This window comes from Vibrio comitans, assembly GCA_024346835.1.
GTDB lineage: Bacteria > Pseudomonadota > Gammaproteobacteria > Enterobacterales > Vibrionaceae > Vibrio > Vibrio comitans.
In genome coordinates this window covers 142163-164134 of sequence record AP024866.1, presented here as the reverse complement: position 1 = coordinate 164134, position 21972 = coordinate 142163, and the positions used below count along the sequence as shown (strand labels likewise).

The window sequence follows — 21972 nt, the reverse complement described above, 5'->3', positions numbered from 1 at the left end:
CCATGAACAGGCTAACGAGATACTACTGGCACTGGAAGCTAAAGGGCTCCCCTTTTCGATCACTATTTTCCGAAAGTGATAGCAACGAGTATGTGTCTATAGACTGCGAGACCACCAGCCTAGAACCAACACGAGCTGAGCTTGTGACGATTGCTGCAACCAAGATTATTAATAATCGAGTCATTACTAGCACTCCGTTTCATGTGAAACTCAAAGCGCCCCAATCATTGGATGAGAACTCCATCAAGGTGCACCAAATCCGTCATCAAGATCTCGGCGATGGCCTTGAAGAAAAAGAAGCCTTATTGCAATTACTCGACTTTATTGGCAACCGCCCTATCGTAGGGTATCACATTCGCTACGATAAGCGGATTCTTGATATTGCGTTCAAGAAACACTTTGGCTTTCCCCTTCCTAACACCATCATAGAAGTTAGCCATATCTATCAAGAGAAACTCGAAAAGCATCTACAGAACGCCTATTTCGACCTAAGCCTAGAGGCCATTTGTCGGCATTTAGACTTACCTATACGTGACCACCACAACGCCCTTCAAGATGCAATTACGGCAGCACTGGTATTCGTTCGCCTCACTAAAGGTGACCTTCCAAGCCTCAATATGCCACATATCAAGTAGCGATTTAGTTCTCAGTTATTGAAATAACCCTTTAATTTCACAGCGATAGTTACCTTCTCATCCTAAAGTCTAATTGTGGAAATTCCGCAGGTAATAGACAGTTATAACAGTTACTTCGAAATGCCAAACAGACCGTCAGATATTGAGCGACTGTCACAACGAATAGCGGCAGAGTTCACAAGGAGATCAGCAATGAGTGAAGCCCACATTTATCCGGTTAAACAGAACATCAAATCCGTAACCCATGCAGACAACGATACCTACCTAAGCATGTATCAGCAGTCCGTTCAAAACCCAGAAGCATTCTGGGCAGAGCATGGCAAGATCGTCGACTGGATTAAGCCCTTCACTAAGGTCAAGGAAACCTCATTTGATACTGGTCATGTCGGTATCAAGTGGTTTGAAGACGGCACACTAAACGTATCAGCCAACTGTATCGATCGCCATCTCGCTGATCGTGGTGATGAAGTGGCTATCATTTGGGAAGGCGATGACCCTGCCGATGACAAGACACTTACCTTTAACGAACTGCATAAAGAAGTGTGTTTATTCTCTAACGCTTTAAAGGCTCAAGGTGTCAAAAAAGGTGATGTAGTGTGTCTTTACATGCCGATGGTGCCTGAGGCTGCGGTTGCAATGCTAGCCTGTACACGAATTGGCGCGGTGCACACGGTTGTATTTGGTGGCTTCTCTCCAGAGGCACTTGCTGGTCGTATTGACGACTCTGATGCAAAGGTTGTTGTTACTGCCGATGAAGGTGTTCGCGGTGGTCGTGCCGTACCTCTGAAGAAGAATGTAGATGAAGCTCTACGTAATCCTAACGTTACAACCATTAGTAAGGTAATTGTATTCCAGCGCACTGGTGCGGATGTTGATTGGAACGCTGATGTTGATGTTTGGTGGCATGATGCCGTTGCCAATGTCGATGCCAACTGCCCACCAGAAGAAATGAGCGCTGAAGATCCACTATTCATTTTATACACCTCTGGCTCCACTGGTAAGCCTAAGGGTGTTCTGCACACCACTGGTGGTTATCTAGTGTATGCCACTATGACCTTCAAATATGTCTTTGATTATCAGCCAGAAGACGTGTTCTGGTGTACCGCAGACGTAGGTTGGATCACTGGTCACTCTTACTTGGTATACGGACCTTTATCCAACGGTGCTAAAACTATCCTGTTTGAGGGCGTGCCAAACTACCCAAATACCAGCCGTATGAGTGAGGTCGTCGACAAGCATCAGGTCACCATTCTTTACACTGCCCCAACAGCCATCCGTGCATTAATGGCAAAAGGCGACGAAGCAATTCAAGGAACTAATCGAAGTAGCCTTCGTATCATGGGCTCGGTAGGTGAACCTATTAACCCTGAGGCATGGGAGTGGTATTACAACACCATAGGCGACGCAAAATCGCCAATCGTAGATACGTGGTGGCAAACAGAAACAGGTGGAATACTGATCACTCCACTACCAGGTGCAACAGAGCTAAAACCTGGTTCTGCAACTCGCCCATTCTTTGGTGTACAACCAGCACTTGTGGACAACATGGGTAACATCATTGAGGGTGAAACTTCAGGCAACCTAGTCATCCTAGATTCTTGGCCGGGCCAAATGCGCACTGTATATGGTGATCATGACCGCTTTGAGCAAACCTACTTCTCAACCTTCCAAGGCATGTACTTTACAGGTGATGGAGCAAGACGAGATGAAGACGGTTATTACTGGATTACTGGTCGTGTAGATGACGTACTCAATGTTTCAGGTCACCGCATGGGGACTGCAGAGCTAGAATCAGCACTGGTGGCACACGATAAGATTGCCGAAGCGGCGATTGTGGGTGTACCTCATGACATCAAAGGCCAGGCAATTTACGCTTACATCACCCTAAATGCGGGAGAGTATCCAAGCGCCGAGCTACACAAAGAAGTGAAAGATTGGGTTCGCAAAGAAATTGGCCCTATCGCAGTACCGGATACTTTGCACTGGACTGACTCTTTACCTAAGACTCGTTCAGGTAAGATTATGCGAAGAATATTAAGGAAGATCGCAACAGGTGATACCAGTAATCTAGGCGATACTTCCACTTTGGCAGACCCAAGTGTGGTTGAAAAACTCATTTCAGAGAAAGGTGAACTGGTTTAGAACTAGCCCAGAACTGTTCCAGAACTGGTTTAACCACTTATTTCAAAATCATTAGCCGTCACATCGTGACGGCTTTTTTGTTTAAACACGGTTACAAATTAAACATAATGAAAATAGACAGTTAGCCTATATTCATTAGGTGAAGATTATTTAGTCGATTTAACATTAACCTAACATTAAATCGTCACTAGACTATCCCTCACCACCTGTGATTAGACCAGTAAATTGCTGTTAATTTCGCTGAATTAGCTATAATCATGCGCTAATTTGCTTTTTTACAGAAATCTGACTGGAAATTCTTCAGGATTCGTAAAATAATTAAAGGCAATAGTGAACAACTCACAATTACGGAAGATAGCGACAAGATGGCGACAAAATCACGCGTTCTACTCCTGAATGGCCCAAATCTAAATCTACTCGGTAAACGAGAGCCTGAGGTTTACGGTCACGCTACATTAAATGACATAGTCAATAACCTGCATAAGCAAGCAGAGCAATTGGATGTAGAACTCACTCATGTTCAATCGAATCGAGAATATGAGTTAATTGAAGCTATCCACGCAGGAATGGGAGAGATTGATTTTATCATCATCAATCCAGCCGCATTCACCCACACTAGTGTCGCTTTAAGAGACGCACTACTTGGGGTCAGTATTCCGTTTATTGAGGTTCACTTATCCAACGTACATGCTCGAGAGCCATTTCGTCACCACTCATATCTTTCAGATAAAGCAGTTGGCGTAATATGTGGGCTAGGAGCACAAGGTTACCAATTCGCATTGTCTGCAGCAGTTAATCAGCTTCAGGCAAAATAAATCTAAGCCATCTCGAACAATGCGAGAGGCCACACACAAGACAAGAGAAGAATCATGGATATTCGCAAAATAAAAAAACTAATCGAACTTGTAGAAGAATCAGGAATTGCTGAACTAGAGATTTCTGAAGGTGAAGAATCTGTGCGCATCAGCCGTCACGGCAATGCACCTGTAGCTCCAATTCAATACGCAGCAGCGCCTGCTCCTGCTGCAGCACCTGCCCCAGCGGCAGCTCCAGCAGCGGCAGTTGAAGCACCTGCGGCACCTGCAGAACCTGCAGGTCACAAGGTTCTTTCTCCAATGGTAGGTACTTTCTACCGTGCACCAGGTCCTGATGCAAAACCATTCGTTGAAGTTGGCCAATCTGTAACAGCTGGCGAAACTATCTGTATCGTAGAAGCGATGAAGATGATGAACCAAATCGAAGCTGATAAGTCTGGTGTTGTAACTGCAATCCTTACTGAAGACGGAAGCCCAGTAGAGTTCGACCAACCGCTTATCGTTATCGAATAATAGAGGTCGATATTATGCTAGACAAATTAGTCATCGCGAACCGAGGCGAAATTGCGCTTCGTATCCTTCGCGCATGTAAAGAGCTAGGTATTAAAACCGTAGCCGTACACTCAACAGCTGACCGTGACCTTAAGCACGTTCTACTTGCTGATGAGTCTATCTGTATCGGTCCTGCTCGTGGTATCGACAGCTACCTGAACATCCCACGTATCATCTCAGCGGCAGAAGTTTCTGGCGCTGTGGCGATTCACCCTGGTTACGGCTTCCTATCTGAAAATGCTGACTTTGCAGAGCAGGTAGAGAAATCAGGTTTCATCTTTGTTGGCCCCAAAGCGGAAACTATTCGCATCATGGGTGACAAAGTTGCGGCTATCAACGCTATGAAAAAAGCAGGCGTACCTTGTGTTCCTGGTTCTGATGGCCCTCTAGACGACAACGAAGCAGCCAACAAAGCTCACGCTAAGCGCATTGGTTACCCAGTAATCATCAAAGCATCTGGTGGTGGCGGTGGTCGTGGTATGCGTGTGGTTCGCTCTGAGCCTGAGCTAATCGAAGCCATTGCCATGACTCGTGCAGAAGCAAAAGCTGCCTTCAACAACGATATGGTTTACATGGAGAAATTCCTAGAAAACCCTCGTCACGTTGAGGTTCAGGTTATTGCTGACGGACAAGGCGGTGCTATCCACCTTGGTGAGCGTGATTGTTCAATGCAGCGTCGTCACCAGAAGGTTGTTGAGGAAGCTCCAGCTCCAGGCATCACTGATGATATGCGTAAGTACATTGGTGAGCGCTGTACTCGTGCTTGTCTTGAAATCAACTACCGTGGTGCAGGTACTTTTGAGTTCCTATACGAAAATGGCGAGTTCTACTTCATTGAAATGAACACCCGTATTCAGGTAGAGCACCCAGTAACTGAAATGGTTACAGGCGTTGACCTAATCAAAGAGCAACTTCGTGTTGCTGCAGGTCAGCCTCTGTCTTTCACTCAGGATGATATCAAGCTACGTGGCCACGCTATCGAGTGTCGTATCAATGCTGAAGATCCAGTACGCTTCCTACCTTGTCCAGGCAAGATCGAACGCTTCCATGCTCCTGGCGGCATGGGTGTTCGTTGGGAATCTCATATCTACACGGGCTACACAGTGCCACCTCATTACGATTCAATGATTGGTAAGCTGATCACCTTTGGTGAGAACCGTGATGTTGCGATTGCACGTATGAAAAATGCGTTGAGTGAAATGATTGTTGAAGGCATCAAGACTAACGTCCCTCTTCAACTAGACATCATGAACGACGAAAACTTCCAGCACGGTGGCGCAAACATCCACTACCTAGAGAAGAAGCTCGGTCTACAATAAGTTTTAAGACTTATTAAAAGGGTCAGAACCGGTCATGCTGGTTCTGACCCTTTTTGTTTGCATAGATGAAGTTGGTTAAATTTACTGCTAAAATCCACGCCAATTATTAATACTCAGAGTGAACTCCATGCCTTGGATTCAAATCAAGCTTAACGCCACTGACAAAAATGCCGAGCAAATCGGTGATATGTTGATGGAACAAACCGGTGCCCTATCCGTTACCTTTCTAGACGCTAAAGATACCCCTGTATTTGAGCCCCTGCCGGGTGAGACTCGTCTTTGGGGCGAAACCGATATCCTAGCTCTGTACGATGCAGAAGCAGACACACAGTGGATTTTAGAGCAAATGGCTTCTAGTAGCCTTCTAGAGCAAGGTTTCGCACACAAAGTTGAGCAGCTTGAAGATAAAGACTGGGAACGTGAGTGGATGGACAACTTCCACCCTATGAAGTTTGGTGAGCGTCTATGGGTTTGCCCAAGTTGGCGTGAGATCCCAGAGCCTGACGCAGTCAATGTTATGCTCGATCCAGGTTTAGCTTTTGGTACAGGCACACACCCTACTACTTCTCTATGCTTAGAGTGGCTAGAAGGACTAGACCTTGAAGGCAAGACTGTGATCGACTTTGGTTGTGGTTCAGGCATCCTTGCGATCGCAGCGATCAAACTAGGTGCCAAAAAGGTGATTGGGATCGACATTGATCCACAAGCGATCATTGCATCGAAAGCGAATGCAGAACGCAATGGTGTGAAAGACCAACTTGAGTTATACCTACCGCAAGATCAGCCTGAAAACCTAATTGCTGATGTTGTTGTCGCTAATATTTTAGCAGGTCCATTACGTGACCTTTCTGGTGTGATTAAGTCTCTAGTTAAAGACCAAGGCGAGCTAGCCATGTCTGGTGTGCTAGATACTCAAGCCGAAGATGTTGCTAACTATTACCGTGATCAGTTCGATATAGCTCCTATTGCAGAGATGCAAGAGTGGTGTCGTATCTCTGGAAAAAAGCACACTAGTTGAGACACGTCAAAATTTGAGCAAAAAACATTCGAATTATGAAATATTTTTTAAAATGCTCAAATATTAGGCTTTTCACCGGCCGAAAAAATGCGTAAAATGCGCGCCCTTGCTGTTAATAATGTGACCATGATTTGAAAATCGGAAATTACCAACTTAAGAATAATTTGATTGTAGCACCTATGGCTGGCGTTACAGACAGACCGTTTAGAGAGTTGTGTCTACGATATGGTGCTGGTATGGCTGTCAGTGAAATGATGCTAGCCAACCCTAAAACATGGAATACATCGAAATCACTGCAACGAAGAGTACATGAAGCTGAATCGGGCATTCGCTCAGTACAGATTGCAGGATCGGATCCAAAGTTAATGGCAGAGGCAGCGCAATTTAATGTTGATAACGGTGCTCAAATCATCGATATCAATATGGGTTGCCCAGCTAAAAAAGTGAACAAGAAACTAGCAGGTTCAGCACTACTTAAGCATCCAGAGATTGTTCAGCAAATTCTGAAAGCAGTAGTAGATGCGGTAGATGTCCCAGTGACACTAAAAACTCGAACCGGTTGGGATACAGAACATAAGAACTGTGTCGAAATCGCTAAAATGGCCGAAGACTGCGGCATACAAGCTCTCGCCTTACATGGTAGGACGCGTACTTGTATGTACAAGGGAGAGGCAGAATACGAAAGCATCAAAGCGGTTAAGCAAGCTATTTCGATACCTGTCATTGCCAATGGTGATATAGATAGTCCTGAAAAAGCGAAGCATGTACTGGAGTTTACCGGTGCAGACGCCTTGATGATTGGTCGCCCTGCCCAGGGTCGTCCATGGATTTTCCAAGAAATCCAACATTATTTAGAAAACGGCACCACGATGCCCGAGCCTCCTATGCAGGAAGTGAAAGACATCATGCTTGGTCACGTTCATGAACTTCATTTATTTTATGGTGAGTTCTTAGGTCCGCGCATTGCTAGAAAGCATGTGGGTTGGTACTTAAAAGAGCATGAACAAGCGCGTGAGTTTCGCCGTATCTTCAATGCTATCGAAGTTGCAGAAGAGCAATTAGATGCATTAGAAGAGTATTTCAATTCCTATCCTTGATAGGGATATGGTTGCATCATAATTACGAGAAGAGCTAGACTGAATATGTTCGAACAAAACCTGACTTCTGAAGCACTAACGGTTACTACTGTAACTGCTCAAGACCAAATCGCGCAAAAACCACTTCGCGACTCAGTAAAAGTTTCAGTAAAAAACTATCTTGCACAATTAAACGGTCAGGATGTAGACGACCTTTATGAACTAGTGCTAGCTGAGGTTGAACAACCACTACTAGACATGATCATGCAATATACTCGCGGCAACCAAACTCGCGCTGCATCTATGATGGGTATCAACCGTGGTACACTTCGTAAGAAACTTAAAAAATACGGCATGAACTAATATAAATTAGTTTAAGTATATGAATTGAAAAGGCTTACCATTATTTGGTAAGCCTTTTTTTATATCTAAACCATCAAAAATGATCACTATAATTACCACTTTTATAGTTATTGGGTTTATGCAGTCCAAAAGGGTGTAGACCTGTTCTATGGTCATATTCGATGCTAACCACAAATAAAAACTTTTTTATGCAGATTCTACAGAACTATCCACACCAGCACTTTAGCTATCATTTATGATCTCAACCCATTTCATAAATATAGTTATTGGGTTTGATATTACCAAAAGCTAGTACACCTGCTCAGAGAGAGTTGCGAGCTGAGTTACCTGATGTAGCTTTGATTTCTCTTTGAGAACATAAATCCATTAATGATCTCATAGAGTTTCATTTATATAGTTATTGAGCTCTGTAGTTCCAAAAGGGTACACACCTGTCAGCAAGTAAAATTCACTCTTATCAATACGGTTATTTGGTTACTCGCCAACACACCAATGAGCCAATCACAACCATAACAACCCCCTGCCAAAAGCTACCAGATAGTGCGACACCTAAGATAATTGAAGAAAATAAAGTAGAGAAGATAGGTGTAAAGTAGGACAAGGTAGCAAGAAGTAGCATATTGCCTTTCATGATGCCGCTGTTCCATAGCCCATAACCACTAGCCATGATCACGGCAGCAAGTAGCAAGTAAAAGCTAGACTCTAGATTAAGAGAGATAGCAGGTTCAGCGCTTAAGCCATAATGGATCCACAGCACAATGGCAGTCATAGCAAAGAATAAGGTAATTGCATTCTTACCATTTGAAAGGCGCTTGGTAATATTGCAGTAGATCGCCCACAGGAAGGCACCAATAAACGCCATTGCATAGGTTGCAGGGTTGCTTTGTACATTTTCAGCTAGCTGAGTAAAAGAGAGTGATTGATCGCCAGTGATCGCCCATGCAACGCCGATAAAGGCAAGCACCACACTTGGGTACACCCAAGGGTTGGTTTTCTTGCTACTGCTAATTACCGCAATCAGTACCGTTAGTGCTGGCCATAGGTAATTTATCACAGCCATATCAAGTGCCTGTTGCCTGTCATTCGCCATACCTATGGCTAAAGATAAGCACACTTCGTAGGCCGCAAATAAGCCACCAGCAACGATGACATACCGCTTAGATAATGTTTTCAGCTGTGGACTGCCAACAACAAACATTAAAATGATCGTAGCGACCGTATAAATGCTAGCCGCACCACCAATAGGTCCGAGTTGTTCCGCGACCTTTCGAGCAACGCCTATCACGCTACTCCATAAGAGAATGGCCGCTATACCATAGAGAGTGTATTTATGTTGGTTCACGATTGAATCATCAGTAATAAATGGACAATCGACTATATTATGACAAAAACAAAAAAGCGCGTATAACTCACTAATGAGTCATACGCGCTCTTTTAAGTCCGTTAAGAAATTATGCTCTCTTAAACTCAACTAAAATCTCTTCTACTCTTCCATTGTCATCACTAGCAGACACTGTGGAGTCAGCAAGAATCCAACCTTCATCTAAAATCTCTTGATAAGACAGTTCTTGAATATTCTTTTCACCTTGCTCTAAGCAGTCCAACGTTGTCGACTTGTCAGAAGCTAACTCCTGCACACTCTCGTCTGTAGCACACGTCAAGCGCTCTGAATCATCAACACTTGCTATCACATCTGACTCTTGGTTAACCGCTCCTGTATCAGGGAACAAGGGTTCAACTTCGATGAAATACTCATTTGGTTGCTCAACTGAATCCGTAGTTACATCAAAAATGTACTCAGACTCAGCAGCCAAAACAGGGAGTGCCATCAAGGCAGACAAAGCAATAATCGACTTCTTCATTAATTTTCTCGCTAGGTGTTAAACAGGAACGAGGCGGATTATAGACCGTTCAAAAATTAAACACCTACCATTTGACGCCAACGCGTACAATTGATGAAAGTAAGCCTATCTCAAATTAGCACTTTTTATTTGCACTAAGGTTATACACTCCAGAAAGAAAAAAGGCTTGCCTAGCGCAAACCTATGAGAATTTTAATTTATGAATCAATGGGCTATCTTAGCTTTCACTGTCATCTTAGAATACTTTTTCCAGTAATAACGCAGCATTAATCCTGCCAGTAACACCCCAGAACTAACAGATAACCAATATGGCAAGACTTCATGATTAATCGCAGACAATGGAGCTACACTCAAAGAAAACTCTTCAACTAAATAGTCGGTCAACAACCCAAACACAATAGCCATTCCAACAACTCCCACCAAATAAGCCACTAGCGAACGTTTACCAAGCTCCTTTCCTACCACGCCTAAAGTAGCAATATTGGTTGCAGGGCCCGCAAGCATAAACACTAGAATAGCGCCCGGGCTAATGCCTGACATCAATAGACCAGCTGCAATAGGCGTTGATGCTGTCGCACAGATATACATAGGCACGCTGATAGCAACCATCACTAACATACTCCAAATGCTTCCTCCCCACTCTGCGAGGAAGTCTGTTTCTACATAAGTTTGGATCAGAGCAGCAAAAAACAGCCCGATAAGTAACCAAGTACTAATATCTTTCACTAAATCCGTTGCCGCAAATTTAAGTCCACTTTGCAGTTTCTCAACCGCTGATTTGTTGAGCGGGGCTTGGGGCTTACTGGAACAGCAACTCGTTTTGACCTCCACTTTCTGCTGCACTCGTTTACTGCTACAACAGGATACTTCGGGCGTTTTTTCTCTGCTTATTGCTTGTTTCTTATCGAATTCTTCCTCTTCCTTGCCTACCAGCAAACCCGCTACAATTGCACTAGAAATAGCGGCAATAGGGCGAATGATTGCCATATATGGCCCAAGAAGCGCGTAAGAAACCGAAATAGAGTCGATACCTGTTTCAGGAGTCGCAACTAAAAAAGAGGTTGTGGCACTTTTCGAAGCACCACTGCGTCTTAACCCCATAGCTGCAGGAATGACACCACAAGAGCACAAAGGCAATGGAGCGCCAATAAATGCAGCTTTAATCGTTGTTTTAGGGCCTTTTCCACCAAGATGTTTTGTTAATAGGTCTGTTGGAATCCACTCTTTAAGCAGTCCTGCAATGACCAACCCTAGTAACATCCATGGTGCTGATTCTAAGAAAAGGTCTATAAAATTGAGTAATAAGCTCATCATGCCTCCTTCAAAGCATGGCTATCAGCACTTTCTAGTGCTTCTAGAATAGAACAATGGGTCGCAGGTTCACTTCCCCCACAACATGATGCACTGAGCTTTTGTAAAGAGTCCTGAAAAATTTGTAGCTCTTTAATACGCTGTTCAACCTGATGACATTTCATATCAACAATGTCACGCGCCTCTTTACAGCTATGGCTTTCTTTGTCGAGCTGAATAGAGAGTAAATCCGCTATCTCCTGCAATGAAAAGCCTACTCGTTTCGCACGGATGATAAAGCCAAGCTTATCGGCATCCTCATGGGTGTATACGCGATAGCCTGATTCACTGCGTGAACTAGGCTTCAACAGTCCATGTTTTTCATAGAAGCGTAATGTGTCTGGCTTTATATCAAATCGATTAGCCAGCTCCCCAATCTTATACATTCCAATACCCACTCAATATTTTGATACCCTATTAGTATAAACCTTGGATATAACTCCAAGGTCAAGGGCTTACTGCAACATATTTGCTAGAAAAATCTAAGTTACTTTTTTCTACCTTCATCGTCTTAACTTTCCCAAATGACACTTTTTTGACAATAAAATGCAAATGCCAAACGATTGCGCGAGCTTTTTAGAAAATTATTCGCTAGAATACGCGCCATTCGAATTGATGTTTTTTTGCACGCCGAAGATTTTTGTCAAAGTTGTTTCATGGTCATGATGCAGACTCAACTTTGACAAACATCTTTTCATCCAACTTGATTCCAAAATCAGCAGAAGTTGTGAGTATGCACCAGACGATCGAGCTAATGATTCGGGGCTTCTCATTTATTCTGTCGGTAGCGGATAATCTTAAGTACTTGAGGAATATGGAAGCATGAGTAACGCTCGCCCAATTCGCCGCGCTCTTATCAGCGTATCTGATAAAACTGGCATCGTAGAATTTGCTAAAGCCCTAGCTGAACGCAATGTTGAACTTCTTTCTACTGGCGGTACAGCTCGCCTACTTGCAGAACAAGGCCTAGCAGTCACTGAAGTGTCTGACTACACTGGCTTCCCAGAAATGATGGACGGTCGTGTTAAGACCCTTCACCCTAAAGTACACGGCGGTGTACTTGGTCGTCGTGGACAAGACGATGATGTGATGGAAAAGCACGGCATCAATCCTATCGATATGGTTGTTGTTAACCTATACCCATTCGCTGAAACCGTAGCAAAAGAAGGTTGTACCCTTGCTGATGCAGTTGAGAACATCGATATCGGTGGCCCAACAATGGTTCGTTCTGCAGCGAAAAACCACAAAGACGTGACCATCGTTGTAAACGCTCATGATTACGATCGCGTAATTGCAGAAATGGATGCAAACGAAGCATCTCTGACTCTTGAGACTCGTTTTGACCTTGCGATTGCAGCGTTTGAGCACACTGCTTCTTACGATGGCATGATTGCTAACTACTTTGGCACTATGGTTCCTTCTTACGGTGAAAACAAAGAAGGTGACGAAGAGTCGAAATTCCCTCGCACGTTCAACCAACAGTTCGAGAAAAAGCAAGACATGCGCTATGGCGAGAACAGCCATCAAGCAGCTGCATTCTATGTTGAAGCAAACCCAGAAGAAGCGTCTGTATCAACAGCTCGCCAAATTCAAGGTAAGGCACTGTCTTACAACAACATCGCTGATACTGACGCTGCTCTTGAGTGTGTGAAAGAATTTGACGAGCCAGCATGTGTTATCGTTAAGCACGCTAACCCATGTGGTGTAGCGCTAGGCGAAAACATCCTAGAAGCTTATGACCGCGCGTTCAAAACAGACCCTACTTCTGCATTTGGTGGCATCATCGCATTCAACCGCGAGCTAGACGCAGCTACAGCAACCGCTATCACTGAGCGTCAATTCGTTGAAGTTATCATTGCACCTTCTGTTTCTGCTGAAGCAGTAGAAATCGTTGCGGCTAAGAAAAACCTTCGCCTACTTGAGTGTGGTGAGTGGACAAGCAAGACCACAGGCTTTGACGTTAAGCGTGTGAACGGTGGCCTGCTAGTTCAAGACCGTGACCAAGGTATGGTGTCAGCAGAAGATCTTAAAGTAGTGTCTAAGCGCCAACCAACAGCTGAAGAGCTAAAAGATGCTCTATTCTGCTGGAAAGTAGCGAAGTACGTGAAATCTAACGCGATCGTTTATTCGAAAGGTGACATGACTATCGGTGTAGGCGCAGGCCAAATGAGCCGTGTTTACTCTGCGAAAATCGCGGGTATCAAAGCCGCTGATGAAGGTCTACAAGTTGAAGGTTGCGTAATGGCATCGGATGCTTTCTTCCCATTCCGCGATGGTATCGATGCTGCTGCTGACGCAGGTATCAAGTGTGTGATTCAACCAGGTGGTTCAATGCGCGATCAAGAAGTTATCGATGCAGCTGACGAACATGGCATGGCGATGATCTTTACTGGTATGCGTCACTTCCGCCACTAATCACTTCGTATTACTTAGACGATTAGCAAATTATCAAGCCTCTCAACTATGAGGGGCTTTTAAGAATTTAAAACTTGAGGATTAAACATGAACGTATTAATCATCGGTGCTGGCGGTCGCGAGCACGCACTTGGTTGGAAAGCAGCACAGAACCCAAACGTTGAAACTGTCTTCGTTGCTCCAGGTAACGCGGGTACAGCTCTAGAGCCTAAACTAGAGAATGTAAATATCGGTGTTGAAGACATCGACGCTCTTGTTGCGTTTGCAAAAGAAAAAGCCATTGAGCTGACTATCGTAGGCCCGGAAGCACCATTAGTTATCGGTGTTGTCGATGCCTTCCGTGAAGCAGGGCTACCTATCTTTGGTCCAACTCAAGCTGCAGCTCAGCTTGAAGGTTCTAAAGCCTTTACTAAAGACTTCTTAGCTCGCCACGATATCCCAACAGGTTCTTACGCAAACTTCACTGAAATTGAGCCAGCAATTGCTTACGTTCGTGAACAAGGCGCACCTATTGTTGTTAAGGCGGACGGCCTTGCAGCAGGTAAAGGCGTTATTGTTGCAATGACCCTTACTGAAGCTGAAGACGCAATCAAGGACATGCTTGCAGGCAACGCATTCGGTGAAGCGGGAAGCCGCGTAGTTATCGAAGAATTCCTAGAAGGTGAAGAAGCAAGCTTCATCGTTATGGTTGACGGCGCTAGCGTACTACCTATGGCAACTAGCCAAGATCATAAACGTGTTGGCGATAAAGATACTGGCCCTAACACTGGCGGTATGGGTGCTTACTCACCGGCTCCAGTAGTAACGCCAGAGATCCACAATCGTATTCTAGAAGAAGTTATCTACCCTACTGTACGTGGCATGGACGCTGAAGGCGCACCTTACACAGGCTTCCTATACGCAGGTCTAATGATTGCAGAAGATGGCACTCCTAAAGTGATTGAGTACAACTGTCGCTTCGGTGATCCTGAAACTCAACCTATCATGATGCGCATGGAGTCTGACCTTGTTGAGCTTTGCCTAATGGCAATCGATGAGAAGCTAGACGAAGCAGAATCTAAGTGGGATCCACGTGCTTCAATTGGTGTTGTACTAGCAGCAGGTGGTTACCCAGCTGATTACGCAAAAGGCGATGTGATTTCACTGCCATCAGTTGATGCGGAAGACCAAAAGATTTTCCATGCAGGCACTGCTAATAATGAAGCTGGCGAAGTTGTCACAAACGGTGGCCGTGTTCTTTGTGCTACGGCACTAGGTAACACAGTTTCAGAAGCGCAGCAGCAAGCTTACGCTCTAGCCATACAAGTTAGCTGGAATGGTATGTTCCACCGCAATGATATTGGTTATCGTGCGATTGCTCGCGAGCAGCAAAAGTAATTACGCTCTAAGCCGAAAAATACTGGAGCCACTTCAATTTATGAGGTGGCTTTTTTCATATTCATACACTGCGTTTATACATTCCCTAAAGGTTTCTTTCTATTTCATTGAAGACCAAAATGGTATAATGGTCTTACCAGTTTTACGAATACCTACCTCAAGCGTTATCAATAATCATGAACAAGCAAAACTTTCACGAGCGACTTAGATATCTAAGAGTAGAAGCAGGCCTATCCCAAGGAGAACTTGCCAATCAACTCAGTGAACAACATCGTGTATTTGCTAACGTCACTCAATCAATGATTAGCTTATGGGAACATGGCAAAGTAACACCATCAATACTGCGTCGTGTAGGTCTCGCACATTTTTTCTACGTTGATTACGAATACGCCCCTGCAGAACTGCCACTCATTAATCGGGCAAAAAGCAATCAGATGCTGATTGAGAAGCAGAATACATTCTTCGACTATCCTGTTACTGACGAAGTTGCTGTTAAATACTCTCGATTGACTGACTACCAGAGAGACTGGGTGCAAAGTTCTCACTCACACATTCTGCAAGACTCAATTAGCCTAGATGAGCTAATGAACTTGCTCAATGTTAGCGATCCATGGGTACGAATTTTCTATCATCAAGGGGCTATTGTCTCAGCCTATGTCTATGAGAAATCAGACAACAAACTAACGATCGTCAGCCTATCTGCGATAAATCTGTTCATTTGGAAGCATGTGCATGAGTACATCGCTACGCTACCTTCAGGTACGATATTCAAAGCCCCTGTCCACGAAGCTAGCCTATCTCTATTGTTTAGGGATCTATATATAGAACCAGAGATCTTGTTTGAGAATGGCGCTATCTACGAAACAACCATTGGTCACCTCTATCACAACGCCTTTGTTAGGAATATGCTCGACAATGATGCCTATGATTTTCGACTTTTAAGATATGAACTCAACAAAAGCGAAGAAGCACAGATTCTGAACGAAGCGATTTAAACCCGTCTCAATTTTATTGCAAATTAGTGCAATATATTTCATTTTTGCACATATCAAAAAATATCGAATAGCCTGCCCTTTCCAACTCCATTACCTTGGTTCATCTACCATACAAGGAAAGGGACTATGACCAAGATCGAAAAAGCAGTGGACTATGTAAACCAACACTTCACAGCAGCTTTAACCGCAGAATCTGTAGCTGAAGCGTGCGACTGCTCAGTGTTTTATCTCCCAAAGCTATTTCGAAATAATTTAGGGATGTCCTATCAACAGTATGTGATGTTTAAAAGAGTCGAGCGCGCCAAAAATCTATTGGTGAATAGAAGGCATTATAAGGTAGCGACAATAGCGGTAGAATCTGGCTTTTTAGATGACACTTATTTCTGCCGAGTCTTCAAAAAACAGACAGGCATGACACCAATGGCGTATAGAACTAAGCACATCAATATACAGAAGCTTCAACCAGTCTATTAATTCTCTAGCCTGAATCGTTAGCTTTGCAAGGACGGTCGCTCAATGCATTCATAACCGCCGTTCTTGAGCATTAGCATTTTATCAACGACAATTTTCTTGGCTTTGTACTCACCGATAAATGCTGCAAAGTGGTCTTCGTCAATTAATCGTTCAATGACGAATGATGGCAATTGTTCGTTGAACTCGATACTGGTGAATGTCTTTCCTTCACAAGTAACAAATTCACCTTCTTCCCAATAGCCTTGTATCAGCTCTAACCCCTGTTTGTGCTGGTCTTTCCCTTTGGCTATCAAATCACTTGCCTGTTGCTTAACATCATCAATTTGTTGCTTACGCATAGGCATAACCTTGCCATTGATTCGCAATCTTTGATAAACCGCTTCTCCAGTACCACTGAAGCGCAAAGTCATTTGAAAAGGAACTAGATCACCAGAGCTAGATAGCCTTTCACCTGTGCGAGATATTTCTCGAAGGTTGTCGCTATCCCAAGTGTAATTACTTTTGTACCAAGTGTTATCTTTGAAAATCACGTCATCAGAGCTTGATTCTGGCGAATCAAAACGCTCAGTGAGCCAAAATAGAGAGGTTTTTGTGTCATCAATTTCGCCACCCGAATATTCAGTAATCTGGGCAGATTGACGTAGAGGAGTCGTAGCAGAAGAACAACCCGCTAGGGTTAGAATAGCTAAAGCAGAAGCAATGAAGTGTTTCATAAAAAAATACGCCGAGCGATGTCACTCGGCGTATTTTACATTAATTAACTGAATCTTTCAGTGCTTTACCAGCAGTAAATGCAGGAACATTTGCAGCTGCAATTTGAATCTCTTCACCAGTCTTAGGGTTACGACCAGTGCGTGCATTACGGTGAGATACTTTAAATGTGCCAAAACCAATTAGTTGAACTTGGTCGCCCTCTTTAAGAGCATCGGTTACGCCTTCAAGAGTAGCTTCAAGAGCTGCTTTTGCTTGTGCTTTTGATAGATCCGCTTTTTCAGCAATTGCATCGATTAATTGGGTCTTGTTCATTGGGGTTTCCCTTCTAAAGTGTTTGAAAACAAGGTCACTCTAAATCATAAAGCCCCCATCTGGCAAAGGGTTGCGGGCGTTCTTTAGGTTCAAGCGAACATTTTTTAGCTCATTCTGCAATTCAACTCACAAATTGACCTAATCTGAAGGGGTTGATGCTTGTATTTTCAACACTTTCAACCTATTCAGCAGGCTATCATTTACTGAAAATGACTGTCATAATCCGCTTGTTTCATAAACAATTCACTAGGGTACCATGTTACTTCTTACAATCTATGTCTCCGTTGCTATCGGAGTCTCGTTCATTTGCTCAGTTTTAGAAGCTGTGCTTTTGAGTATTTCACCAAGCTATATTGCTCAGCTACGACAGCAAGGACACCCTGCTGCCGACAAGCTAAGTAAGCTTAAGTCTGATATCGATCGTCCACTGGCTTCGATTCTGACGCTAAATACTATCGCTCACACCATCGGCGCAGCTAGCGCAGGTGCACAAGCGTCTGTGGTATTTGGAAGCCAATGGCTAGGTGTATTTTCTGCAGTGCTTACGCTTGGCATTCTGATTCTGTCAGAGATTGTGCCAAAGACTATTGGTGCGACCTACTGGCGCCAACTAGCACCCGCTTCTGCAGGAGTACTAAATTGGATGGTATGGATGTTGCGACCTTTCGTTTGGTTCTCTGAGCAGATAACCAAGCGTCTATCTCGTGGCAACGTAGAGCCAAAGCTACGTGACGAGATCTCAGCGATGGCTATCCTAGCGAAGGATTCAGATGAGTTTGGTGAGGATGAAATTCGAATCCTTAACAACCTACTGAATTTGCCAAATGTACCGGTAACTAAGGCAATGACACCGCGACCTGTGGTATTTCGTGTTGATGCAGCACTCTCTATTAATGAGTTCTTGGCAACCCACCACGATACGCCTTTCTCGCGCCCACTGGTTTATATAGAGCAAAAAGACAATATCTGCGGCTTTGTACACCGATTGGAGCTGTTTAAGCTACAACAGAAGGGCAGAGGCACAGAGGCTCTTGGCAGCGTAATGCGCCCTATTCACGTATTCTTGAACAATAGCGCCCTGCCTAAGGTATTTGCGAACATGCTAGCTCAAAGGCTGCATATCTCTTTGGTTGTCGATGAATACGGTACAGTGCAAGGCATAGTAACCCTTGAAGATATCTTTGAGTTTCTATTAGGAAAGCAAATCGTCGACGAAGCAGATAAAAACCGCGATATGCAAGTACTGGCTCAGGAGCGTTGGGAGCAGTGGACCAAGAAAAAAGGCGTAATCATCAATACCGATGAAGAACCTATTGAAAAAGCAAAAGCTGAGGAGAAGCAGCCACCGGCTGAGCCTACAGAAAAATAAATAAAAAACGGGAGCCATAGGGCTCCCGTTTTGTTAACTGGGCCATCAGTTTATAACTGAACGCCAATGTTGCTGACGCTTTCTTCGCGAAGTTCAGCACGTAAATCTTTAATCAAGTCTACATCGCGCTCTGTGCATTCACGTAGAGGGCGGAAGATAGCCCACTGCACATCCCACTCATCGCACACAGCTTCATTTTCTTTCTGGTTGTCGTTGGTGATCTCTTCACTGCCCTGAGCAACTTCAAGATCGGCCACTGTCATTACCGAGTTCTGGCTAATTTTCTGTACTGACTCAGGTAATAGGTCACGATCAAGCAGAGAGTGGAGTAGCTCAGCCAATCCCATGCAAGCATCAATGGCAGGGTAAACGCCGTAGAAATCGAACTCTTCTGAGTTAGGGACTAGCTCTTCTAGCTTCTCTAGTTGACGTTCAAAGTTTACCTTTGCGCTCTTAACTGTAAGTAGCTCCCAAATGCTATCGAGAATATCTCGGTAGATTCGTGCCTCGGCAAATTCCGTTGTCTGACAAAACATGGCATAGTTTGGATACATACGTTCACACAAACTGACCATAAAAGTGATTTGTTGCCAAGGTTCTAGCTTATCAATACGAACCTGAAGAGGATTCTGTAACATAACGACTCACAATTGTGGGAAAACAGCAAAAGTGTACTTGATAACACCCAAATAACAAAGAAACAGGGACGCGCTTTCAATGAAAACTGCCACTCAATACCTATATGTATTGTCTAAAAACAAGCAAGAGTACCTAGAACTGCTAAAAAGTGCCGATTTGCCACAACTTGAGATTACCGAAGATCCATCGCTGGCGAATATTCTACTTGCTTCCCCACCGATGGCGTCTGAAATAATTAACGATTTCCCGAACCTTGAATGGGTGCAGTCCATCTACGCCGGTGTGGATGCGTTAACTCAGCCTGCACCACGCAGTGATTATCAACTCACTAACGTTAAAGGTATCTTCGGGCAGCCAATCAGTGAATATGTTTTAAGCTACTCCATTGCATACTTTCGTCACTTTGCTACCTATAAACAACAGCAAGCTGAGCAAGTGTGGCAACCTTACCCATACGCTTGCTTGAACGAAAAAACCATAGTAATCCTAGGGACTGGCTCTATTGGAGCCCATCTTTCCAACGTAGCAAAAGCATTTGGCCTAACCACTGTTGGTGTGAACTCTAGCGGTAATGCTCCTGATAATAGTCAGTTTGATTCTGTCTTTCCGATATCAGAGCTTAACCATGCATTAAGTTTGGCAGATATTGTTGTGTCCGTATTGCCTAAGACTGCACAGACTAAGGGTGTGCTCAACAAGCAGAGTTTGAGCCATTGCAAGCAGGCACTGTTATTTAACGTCGGCCGGGGTGATGCCATTGAAACAGAAGGGCTACTTAGCACTTTAGAGGATGGTTACCTTGAGCACGCGTATTTGGATGTGTTTATCAATGAGCCTATCTCTCAGCAATGCCCCTACTGGCAAAACCCGAAGGTGACTGTTACACCCCACATTGCGGCGCACAGCTTCCCAAATCAGGTGATGGGGCTTTTTAAAGATAACTATCAGCGTTGGTTAAATGAAGAACCTCTGAAGGCTATCGTCGACTTTGATAAAGGCTACTAAAACAAAAAACGCCACTCGAGAGTGGCGTTTTAGACTTTAACTTATGGCTCGATTAGATGCCGTATTGAGCGCGGTAAGCTTTTACTGACTCAAGCTGTTCAGCATTGTCACCTTTCTCTTCAAGAAAAGTGATTAGGTCAGTCAGGCTAACAATCGAAATGATAGAACAACCGAAATCACGTTCAACCTCTTGGATTGCTGACAGCTCACCCTTACCTTTTTCTTGGCGGTCAATAGCAACCAAAACGCCTGCTAGATCTGCACCGTTTGCTTGGATGATTTCCATTGATTCACGGATTGCTGTACCCGCGGTAATCACGTCGTCCACCAGCATGATACGGCCTTCTAGTGGGCTACCTACTAGGTTGCCACCTTCACCGTGATCTTTTGCTTCTTTACGGTTAAAGCAGTATGGCTTATCTGTATCGTGATGGTCAGCTAGTGCTACTGCTGTCGTTGTAGCGATTGGAATACCCTTGTACGCAGGGCCAAATAGCACATCATAATCAATGCCAGAATCCGCAAGTGCAGCTGCATAAAAACGACCTAGGCGCGCCAAATCACGACCAGTATTGAACAGGCCAGCGTTAAAGAAGTAAGGGCTAGTGCGGCCAGACTTCAGAGTAAACTCACCAAACTTAAGAACCTGTTTCTCAAGTGCAAACTCAATAAATTCACGCTGGTATGCTTTCATTCTTCTCTCTCTTTATTACTATTAAATCATTTTCATTTATAAATATATCCCCTTTCGGAGACAAAAAAATAGCCCCGAAAGGAGCTATTTAAAAACTATTCTGCCAGTGCAGCCTTCTGCACTTCGATGATGTCTGCAATGCCCTTTTGAGCCAGAGACAGCAACTCCATCAATTCTTCATGAGAGAACGGTTCGCCTTCTGCGGTGCCCTGAACCTCAATCATTTTACCTTCTTCAGTCATGACAACGTTCATGTCTGTATCAGCAGCTGAATCTTCAACATATTCTAAATCACACAGGCCTTGACCATCAACGATACCTACTGAAACGGCAGATACGTGACCCTTCATAGGGTTAGCTTTTAGTTTGCCTTGTGCTACTAGCTTTTGGAACGCATCAGCCATAGCAACACTTGCACCTGAGATAGATGCCGTGCGAGTTCCGCCATCAGCCTGAATGACATCACAGTCAACAGTGACCATGATCTCGCCCATTGCTTCTAAGTCAACAACAGCACGAAGGCTACGTGCGATAAGACGTTGGATTTCCATTGTACGGCCACCCTGCTTACCACTTGCTGCTTCACGACGGTTACGCGTATGCGTTGCGCGAGGTAGCATGCCGTATTCTGCTGTTACCCAACCTTTTCCTTTGCCTTTCAACCAACGCGGAACATTCTCTTCTACAGAGGCGTTACACAATACCTTGGTATTACCAAACTCCACTAATACAGAACCTTCTGCATAAGCGGTATAGTTGCGAGTCATTTTAATAGGACGAACCTGATCTACTGCACGATCGTTTGGACGCATTGAGAGTCACCTGAATAATTGGGTATGGGATTGG

General features: G+C 44.2%; 23 protein-coding genes. 14 read left to right on the top strand and 9 right to left on the bottom strand.

From position 1 onward, the window contains the following. Positions 1-2 precede the first annotated feature (2 nt). From OCU46_RS00810 to fis, 8 genes are all read left to right on the top strand, one after another. On the top strand, positions 3-635 hold the full coding sequence (locus tag OCU46_RS00810; protein WP_141272721.1) for a 3'-5' exonuclease: 633 nt from the start codon (positions 3-5) through the stop codon (positions 633-635). A 192-nt stretch (positions 636-827) separates the two neighbouring features. After that, a complete protein-coding gene (acs, locus tag OCU46_RS00805; protein WP_141272719.1) occupies positions 828-2777 on the top strand; it encodes an acetate--CoA ligase in 1950 nt (649 codons plus the stop codon). Between the two features lie 365 nt (positions 2778-3142). Continuing rightward, a complete protein-coding gene (gene aroQ, locus OCU46_RS00800) occupies positions 3143-3592 on the top strand; it encodes a type II 3-dehydroquinate dehydratase (protein WP_141272717.1) in 450 nt (149 codons plus the stop codon). A gap of 54 nt (positions 3593-3646) precedes the next feature. Beyond that, positions 3647-4105, top strand: coding sequence for an acetyl-CoA carboxylase biotin carboxyl carrier protein (accB, locus tag OCU46_RS00795; RefSeq protein WP_141272715.1), 459 nt, complete (start codon positions 3647-3649; stop codon positions 4103-4105). A gap of 14 nt (positions 4106-4119) precedes the next feature. Further along, complete coding sequence (gene accC, locus OCU46_RS00790) at positions 4120-5463, top strand: acetyl-CoA carboxylase biotin carboxylase subunit (protein WP_141272713.1); 1344 nt, start codon at positions 4120-4122, stop codon at positions 5461-5463. 127 nt (positions 5464-5590) lie between these two features. Next, positions 5591-6481, top strand: a complete 891-nt coding sequence (prmA, locus tag OCU46_RS00785) for a 50S ribosomal protein L11 methyltransferase (protein ID WP_141272711.1) — start codon at positions 5591-5593, stop codon at positions 6479-6481. 131 nt (positions 6482-6612) lie between these two features. Beyond that, entirely contained in the window at positions 6613-7578 is a 966-nt protein-coding gene (gene dusB, locus OCU46_RS00780) for a tRNA dihydrouridine synthase DusB (protein ID WP_141272709.1), read from the top strand. A gap of 45 nt (positions 7579-7623) precedes the next feature. After that, positions 7624-7920: a DNA-binding transcriptional regulator Fis gene (gene fis / locus OCU46_RS00775; RefSeq protein WP_017027299.1), complete on the top strand. Its 297-nt coding sequence runs from the start codon at positions 7624-7626 to the stop codon at positions 7918-7920. A 466-nt stretch (positions 7921-8386) separates the two neighbouring features. On the opposite strand, the gene yddG is transcribed toward fis, so the two are convergent. The 4 genes from yddG to zntR form a co-directional block, all read right to left on the bottom strand. Further along, entirely contained in the window at positions 8387-9265 is an 879-nt protein-coding gene (gene yddG, locus OCU46_RS00770) for an aromatic amino acid DMT transporter YddG (RefSeq protein WP_208733571.1), read from the bottom strand. 106 nt (positions 9266-9371) lie between these two features. After that, complete coding sequence (locus OCU46_RS00765; protein WP_141272705.1) at positions 9372-9782, bottom strand: hypothetical protein; 411 nt, start codon at positions 9780-9782, stop codon at positions 9372-9374. Between the two features lie 204 nt (positions 9783-9986). Then, positions 9987-11093, bottom strand: a complete 1107-nt coding sequence (locus OCU46_RS00760; RefSeq protein WP_141272703.1) for an SO_0444 family Cu/Zn efflux transporter — start codon at positions 11091-11093, stop codon at positions 9987-9989. Continuing rightward, on the bottom strand, positions 11093-11518 hold the full coding sequence (gene zntR / locus OCU46_RS00755) for a Zn(2+)-responsive transcriptional regulator (protein WP_244311450.1): 426 nt from the start codon (positions 11516-11518) through the stop codon (positions 11093-11095). The genes OCU46_RS00760 and zntR overlap by 1 nt, the downstream gene beginning before the upstream one ends. Positions 11519-11954: 436 nt before the next feature. On the opposite strand from zntR, the gene purH reads away from it, so the two are divergent. From purH to OCU46_RS00735, 4 genes are all read left to right on the top strand, one after another. Then, entirely contained in the window at positions 11955-13547 is a 1593-nt protein-coding gene (gene purH, locus OCU46_RS00750) for a bifunctional phosphoribosylaminoimidazolecarboxamide formyltransferase/IMP cyclohydrolase (RefSeq protein ID WP_141272699.1), read from the top strand. Between the two features lie 87 nt (positions 13548-13634). Continuing rightward, positions 13635-14924 (top strand): phosphoribosylamine--glycine ligase, encoded by a 1290-nt coding sequence (gene purD, locus OCU46_RS00745; protein ID WP_141272697.1) that lies wholly within the window; start codon positions 13635-13637, stop codon positions 14922-14924. A 176-nt stretch (positions 14925-15100) separates the two neighbouring features. After that, positions 15101-15919, top strand: coding sequence for a helix-turn-helix domain-containing protein (locus tag OCU46_RS00740; RefSeq protein ID WP_244311449.1), 819 nt, complete (start codon positions 15101-15103; stop codon positions 15917-15919). Between the two features lie 126 nt (positions 15920-16045). Beyond that, positions 16046-16393, top strand: a complete 348-nt coding sequence (locus OCU46_RS00735; protein WP_141272693.1) for a helix-turn-helix transcriptional regulator — start codon at positions 16046-16048, stop codon at positions 16391-16393. Between the two features lie 17 nt (positions 16394-16410). Here the strand turns inward: OCU46_RS00735 and OCU46_RS00730 are convergent, their stop codons facing one another. Together OCU46_RS00730 and OCU46_RS00725 are read right to left on the bottom strand one after the other, a co-directional pair. Beyond that, entirely contained in the window at positions 16411-17106 is a 696-nt protein-coding gene (locus OCU46_RS00730) for a DUF1481 domain-containing protein (RefSeq protein ID WP_141272691.1), read from the bottom strand. A gap of 40 nt (positions 17107-17146) precedes the next feature. After that, the gene (locus tag OCU46_RS00725) at positions 17147-17419 is read right to left on the bottom strand and encodes an HU family DNA-binding protein (RefSeq protein WP_017027289.1); all 273 of its coding nucleotides are present in this window, start codon (positions 17417-17419) and stop codon (positions 17147-17149) included. A gap of 256 nt (positions 17420-17675) precedes the next feature. On the opposite strand from OCU46_RS00725, the gene OCU46_RS00720 reads away from it, so the two are divergent. Then, the gene (locus OCU46_RS00720; protein WP_141272689.1) at positions 17676-18788 is read left to right on the top strand and encodes a CNNM domain-containing protein; all 1113 of its coding nucleotides are present in this window, start codon (positions 17676-17678) and stop codon (positions 18786-18788) included. A 50-nt stretch (positions 18789-18838) separates the two neighbouring features. On the opposite strand, the gene OCU46_RS00715 is transcribed toward OCU46_RS00720, so the two are convergent. After that, positions 18839-19426, bottom strand: coding sequence for a YjaG family protein (locus tag OCU46_RS00715; RefSeq protein ID WP_141272687.1), 588 nt, complete (start codon positions 19424-19426; stop codon positions 18839-18841). 79 nt (positions 19427-19505) lie between these two features. Here OCU46_RS00715 and OCU46_RS00710 point away from each other — a divergent pair, with 79 nt between their 5' ends. Continuing rightward, the gene (locus OCU46_RS00710) at positions 19506-20432 is read left to right on the top strand and encodes a D-2-hydroxyacid dehydrogenase (protein WP_141272685.1); all 927 of its coding nucleotides are present in this window, start codon (positions 19506-19508) and stop codon (positions 20430-20432) included. Positions 20433-20484: 52 nt separating this feature from the next. On the opposite strand, the gene pyrE is transcribed toward OCU46_RS00710, so the two are convergent. Both pyrE and rph read right to left on the bottom strand, forming a co-directional pair. Next, positions 20485-21126 (bottom strand): orotate phosphoribosyltransferase, encoded by a 642-nt coding sequence (pyrE, locus tag OCU46_RS00705; protein WP_017027285.1) that lies wholly within the window; start codon positions 21124-21126, stop codon positions 20485-20487. A 95-nt stretch (positions 21127-21221) separates the two neighbouring features. Beyond that, positions 21222-21938: a ribonuclease PH gene (gene rph / locus OCU46_RS00700; RefSeq protein WP_141272683.1), complete on the bottom strand. Its 717-nt coding sequence runs from the start codon at positions 21936-21938 to the stop codon at positions 21222-21224. Between the last annotated feature and the right edge of the window lie 34 nt (positions 21939-21972).

What these genes read in the sequence shown, in the direction of transcription:
- OCU46_RS00760 (WP_141272703.1), bottom strand. Translation starts at nt 11,093, where the DNA reads ATGAGCTTATTACTCAATTTTATAGACCTTTTCTTAGAATCAGCACCA.
- rph (WP_141272683.1), bottom strand. Translation starts at nt 21,938, where the DNA reads ATGCGTCCAAACGATCGTGCAGTAGATCAGGTTCGTCCTATTAAAATG.
- pyrE (WP_017027285.1), bottom strand. Translation starts at nt 21,126, where the DNA reads ATGAAAGCATACCAGCGTGAATTTATTGAGTTTGCACTTGAGAAACAG.
- zntR (WP_244311450.1), bottom strand. Translation starts at nt 11,518, where the DNA reads ATGTATAAGATTGGGGAGCTGGCTAATCGATTTGATATAAAGCCAGAC.
- OCU46_RS00720 (WP_141272689.1), top strand. Translation starts at nt 17,676, where the DNA reads ATGTTACTTCTTACAATCTATGTCTCCGTTGCTATCGGAGTCTCGTTC.
- accC (WP_141272713.1), top strand. Translation starts at nt 4,120, where the DNA reads ATGCTAGACAAATTAGTCATCGCGAACCGAGGCGAAATTGCGCTTCGT.
- aroQ (WP_141272717.1), top strand. Translation starts at nt 3,143, where the DNA reads ATGGCGACAAAATCACGCGTTCTACTCCTGAATGGCCCAAATCTAAAT.
- purD (WP_141272697.1), top strand. Translation starts at nt 13,635, where the DNA reads ATGAACGTATTAATCATCGGTGCTGGCGGTCGCGAGCACGCACTTGGT.
- OCU46_RS00730 (WP_141272691.1), bottom strand. Translation starts at nt 17,106, where the DNA reads ATGAAACACTTCATTGCTTCTGCTTTAGCTATTCTAACCCTAGCGGGT.
- OCU46_RS00740 (WP_244311449.1), top strand. Translation starts at nt 15,101, where the DNA reads ATGAACAAGCAAAACTTTCACGAGCGACTTAGATATCTAAGAGTAGAA.
- fis (WP_017027299.1), top strand. Translation starts at nt 7,624, where the DNA reads ATGTTCGAACAAAACCTGACTTCTGAAGCACTAACGGTTACTACTGTA.
- OCU46_RS00715 (WP_141272687.1), bottom strand. Translation starts at nt 19,426, where the DNA reads ATGTTACAGAATCCTCTTCAGGTTCGTATTGATAAGCTAGAACCTTGG.
- OCU46_RS00810 (WP_141272721.1), top strand. Translation starts at nt 3, where the DNA reads ATGAACAGGCTAACGAGATACTACTGGCACTGGAAGCTAAAGGGCTCC.
- prmA (WP_141272711.1), top strand. Translation starts at nt 5,591, where the DNA reads ATGCCTTGGATTCAAATCAAGCTTAACGCCACTGACAAAAATGCCGAG.
- accB (WP_141272715.1), top strand. Translation starts at nt 3,647, where the DNA reads ATGGATATTCGCAAAATAAAAAAACTAATCGAACTTGTAGAAGAATCA.
- acs (WP_141272719.1), top strand. Translation starts at nt 828, where the DNA reads ATGAGTGAAGCCCACATTTATCCGGTTAAACAGAACATCAAATCCGTA.
- purH (WP_141272699.1), top strand. Translation starts at nt 11,955, where the DNA reads ATGAGTAACGCTCGCCCAATTCGCCGCGCTCTTATCAGCGTATCTGAT.
- OCU46_RS00710 (WP_141272685.1), top strand. Translation starts at nt 19,506, where the DNA reads ATGAAAACTGCCACTCAATACCTATATGTATTGTCTAAAAACAAGCAA.
- OCU46_RS00735 (WP_141272693.1), top strand. Translation starts at nt 16,046, where the DNA reads ATGACCAAGATCGAAAAAGCAGTGGACTATGTAAACCAACACTTCACA.
- OCU46_RS00765 (WP_141272705.1), bottom strand. Translation starts at nt 9,782, where the DNA reads ATGAAGAAGTCGATTATTGCTTTGTCTGCCTTGATGGCACTCCCTGTT.
- OCU46_RS00725 (WP_017027289.1), bottom strand. Translation starts at nt 17,419, where the DNA reads ATGAACAAGACCCAATTAATCGATGCAATTGCTGAAAAAGCGGATCTA.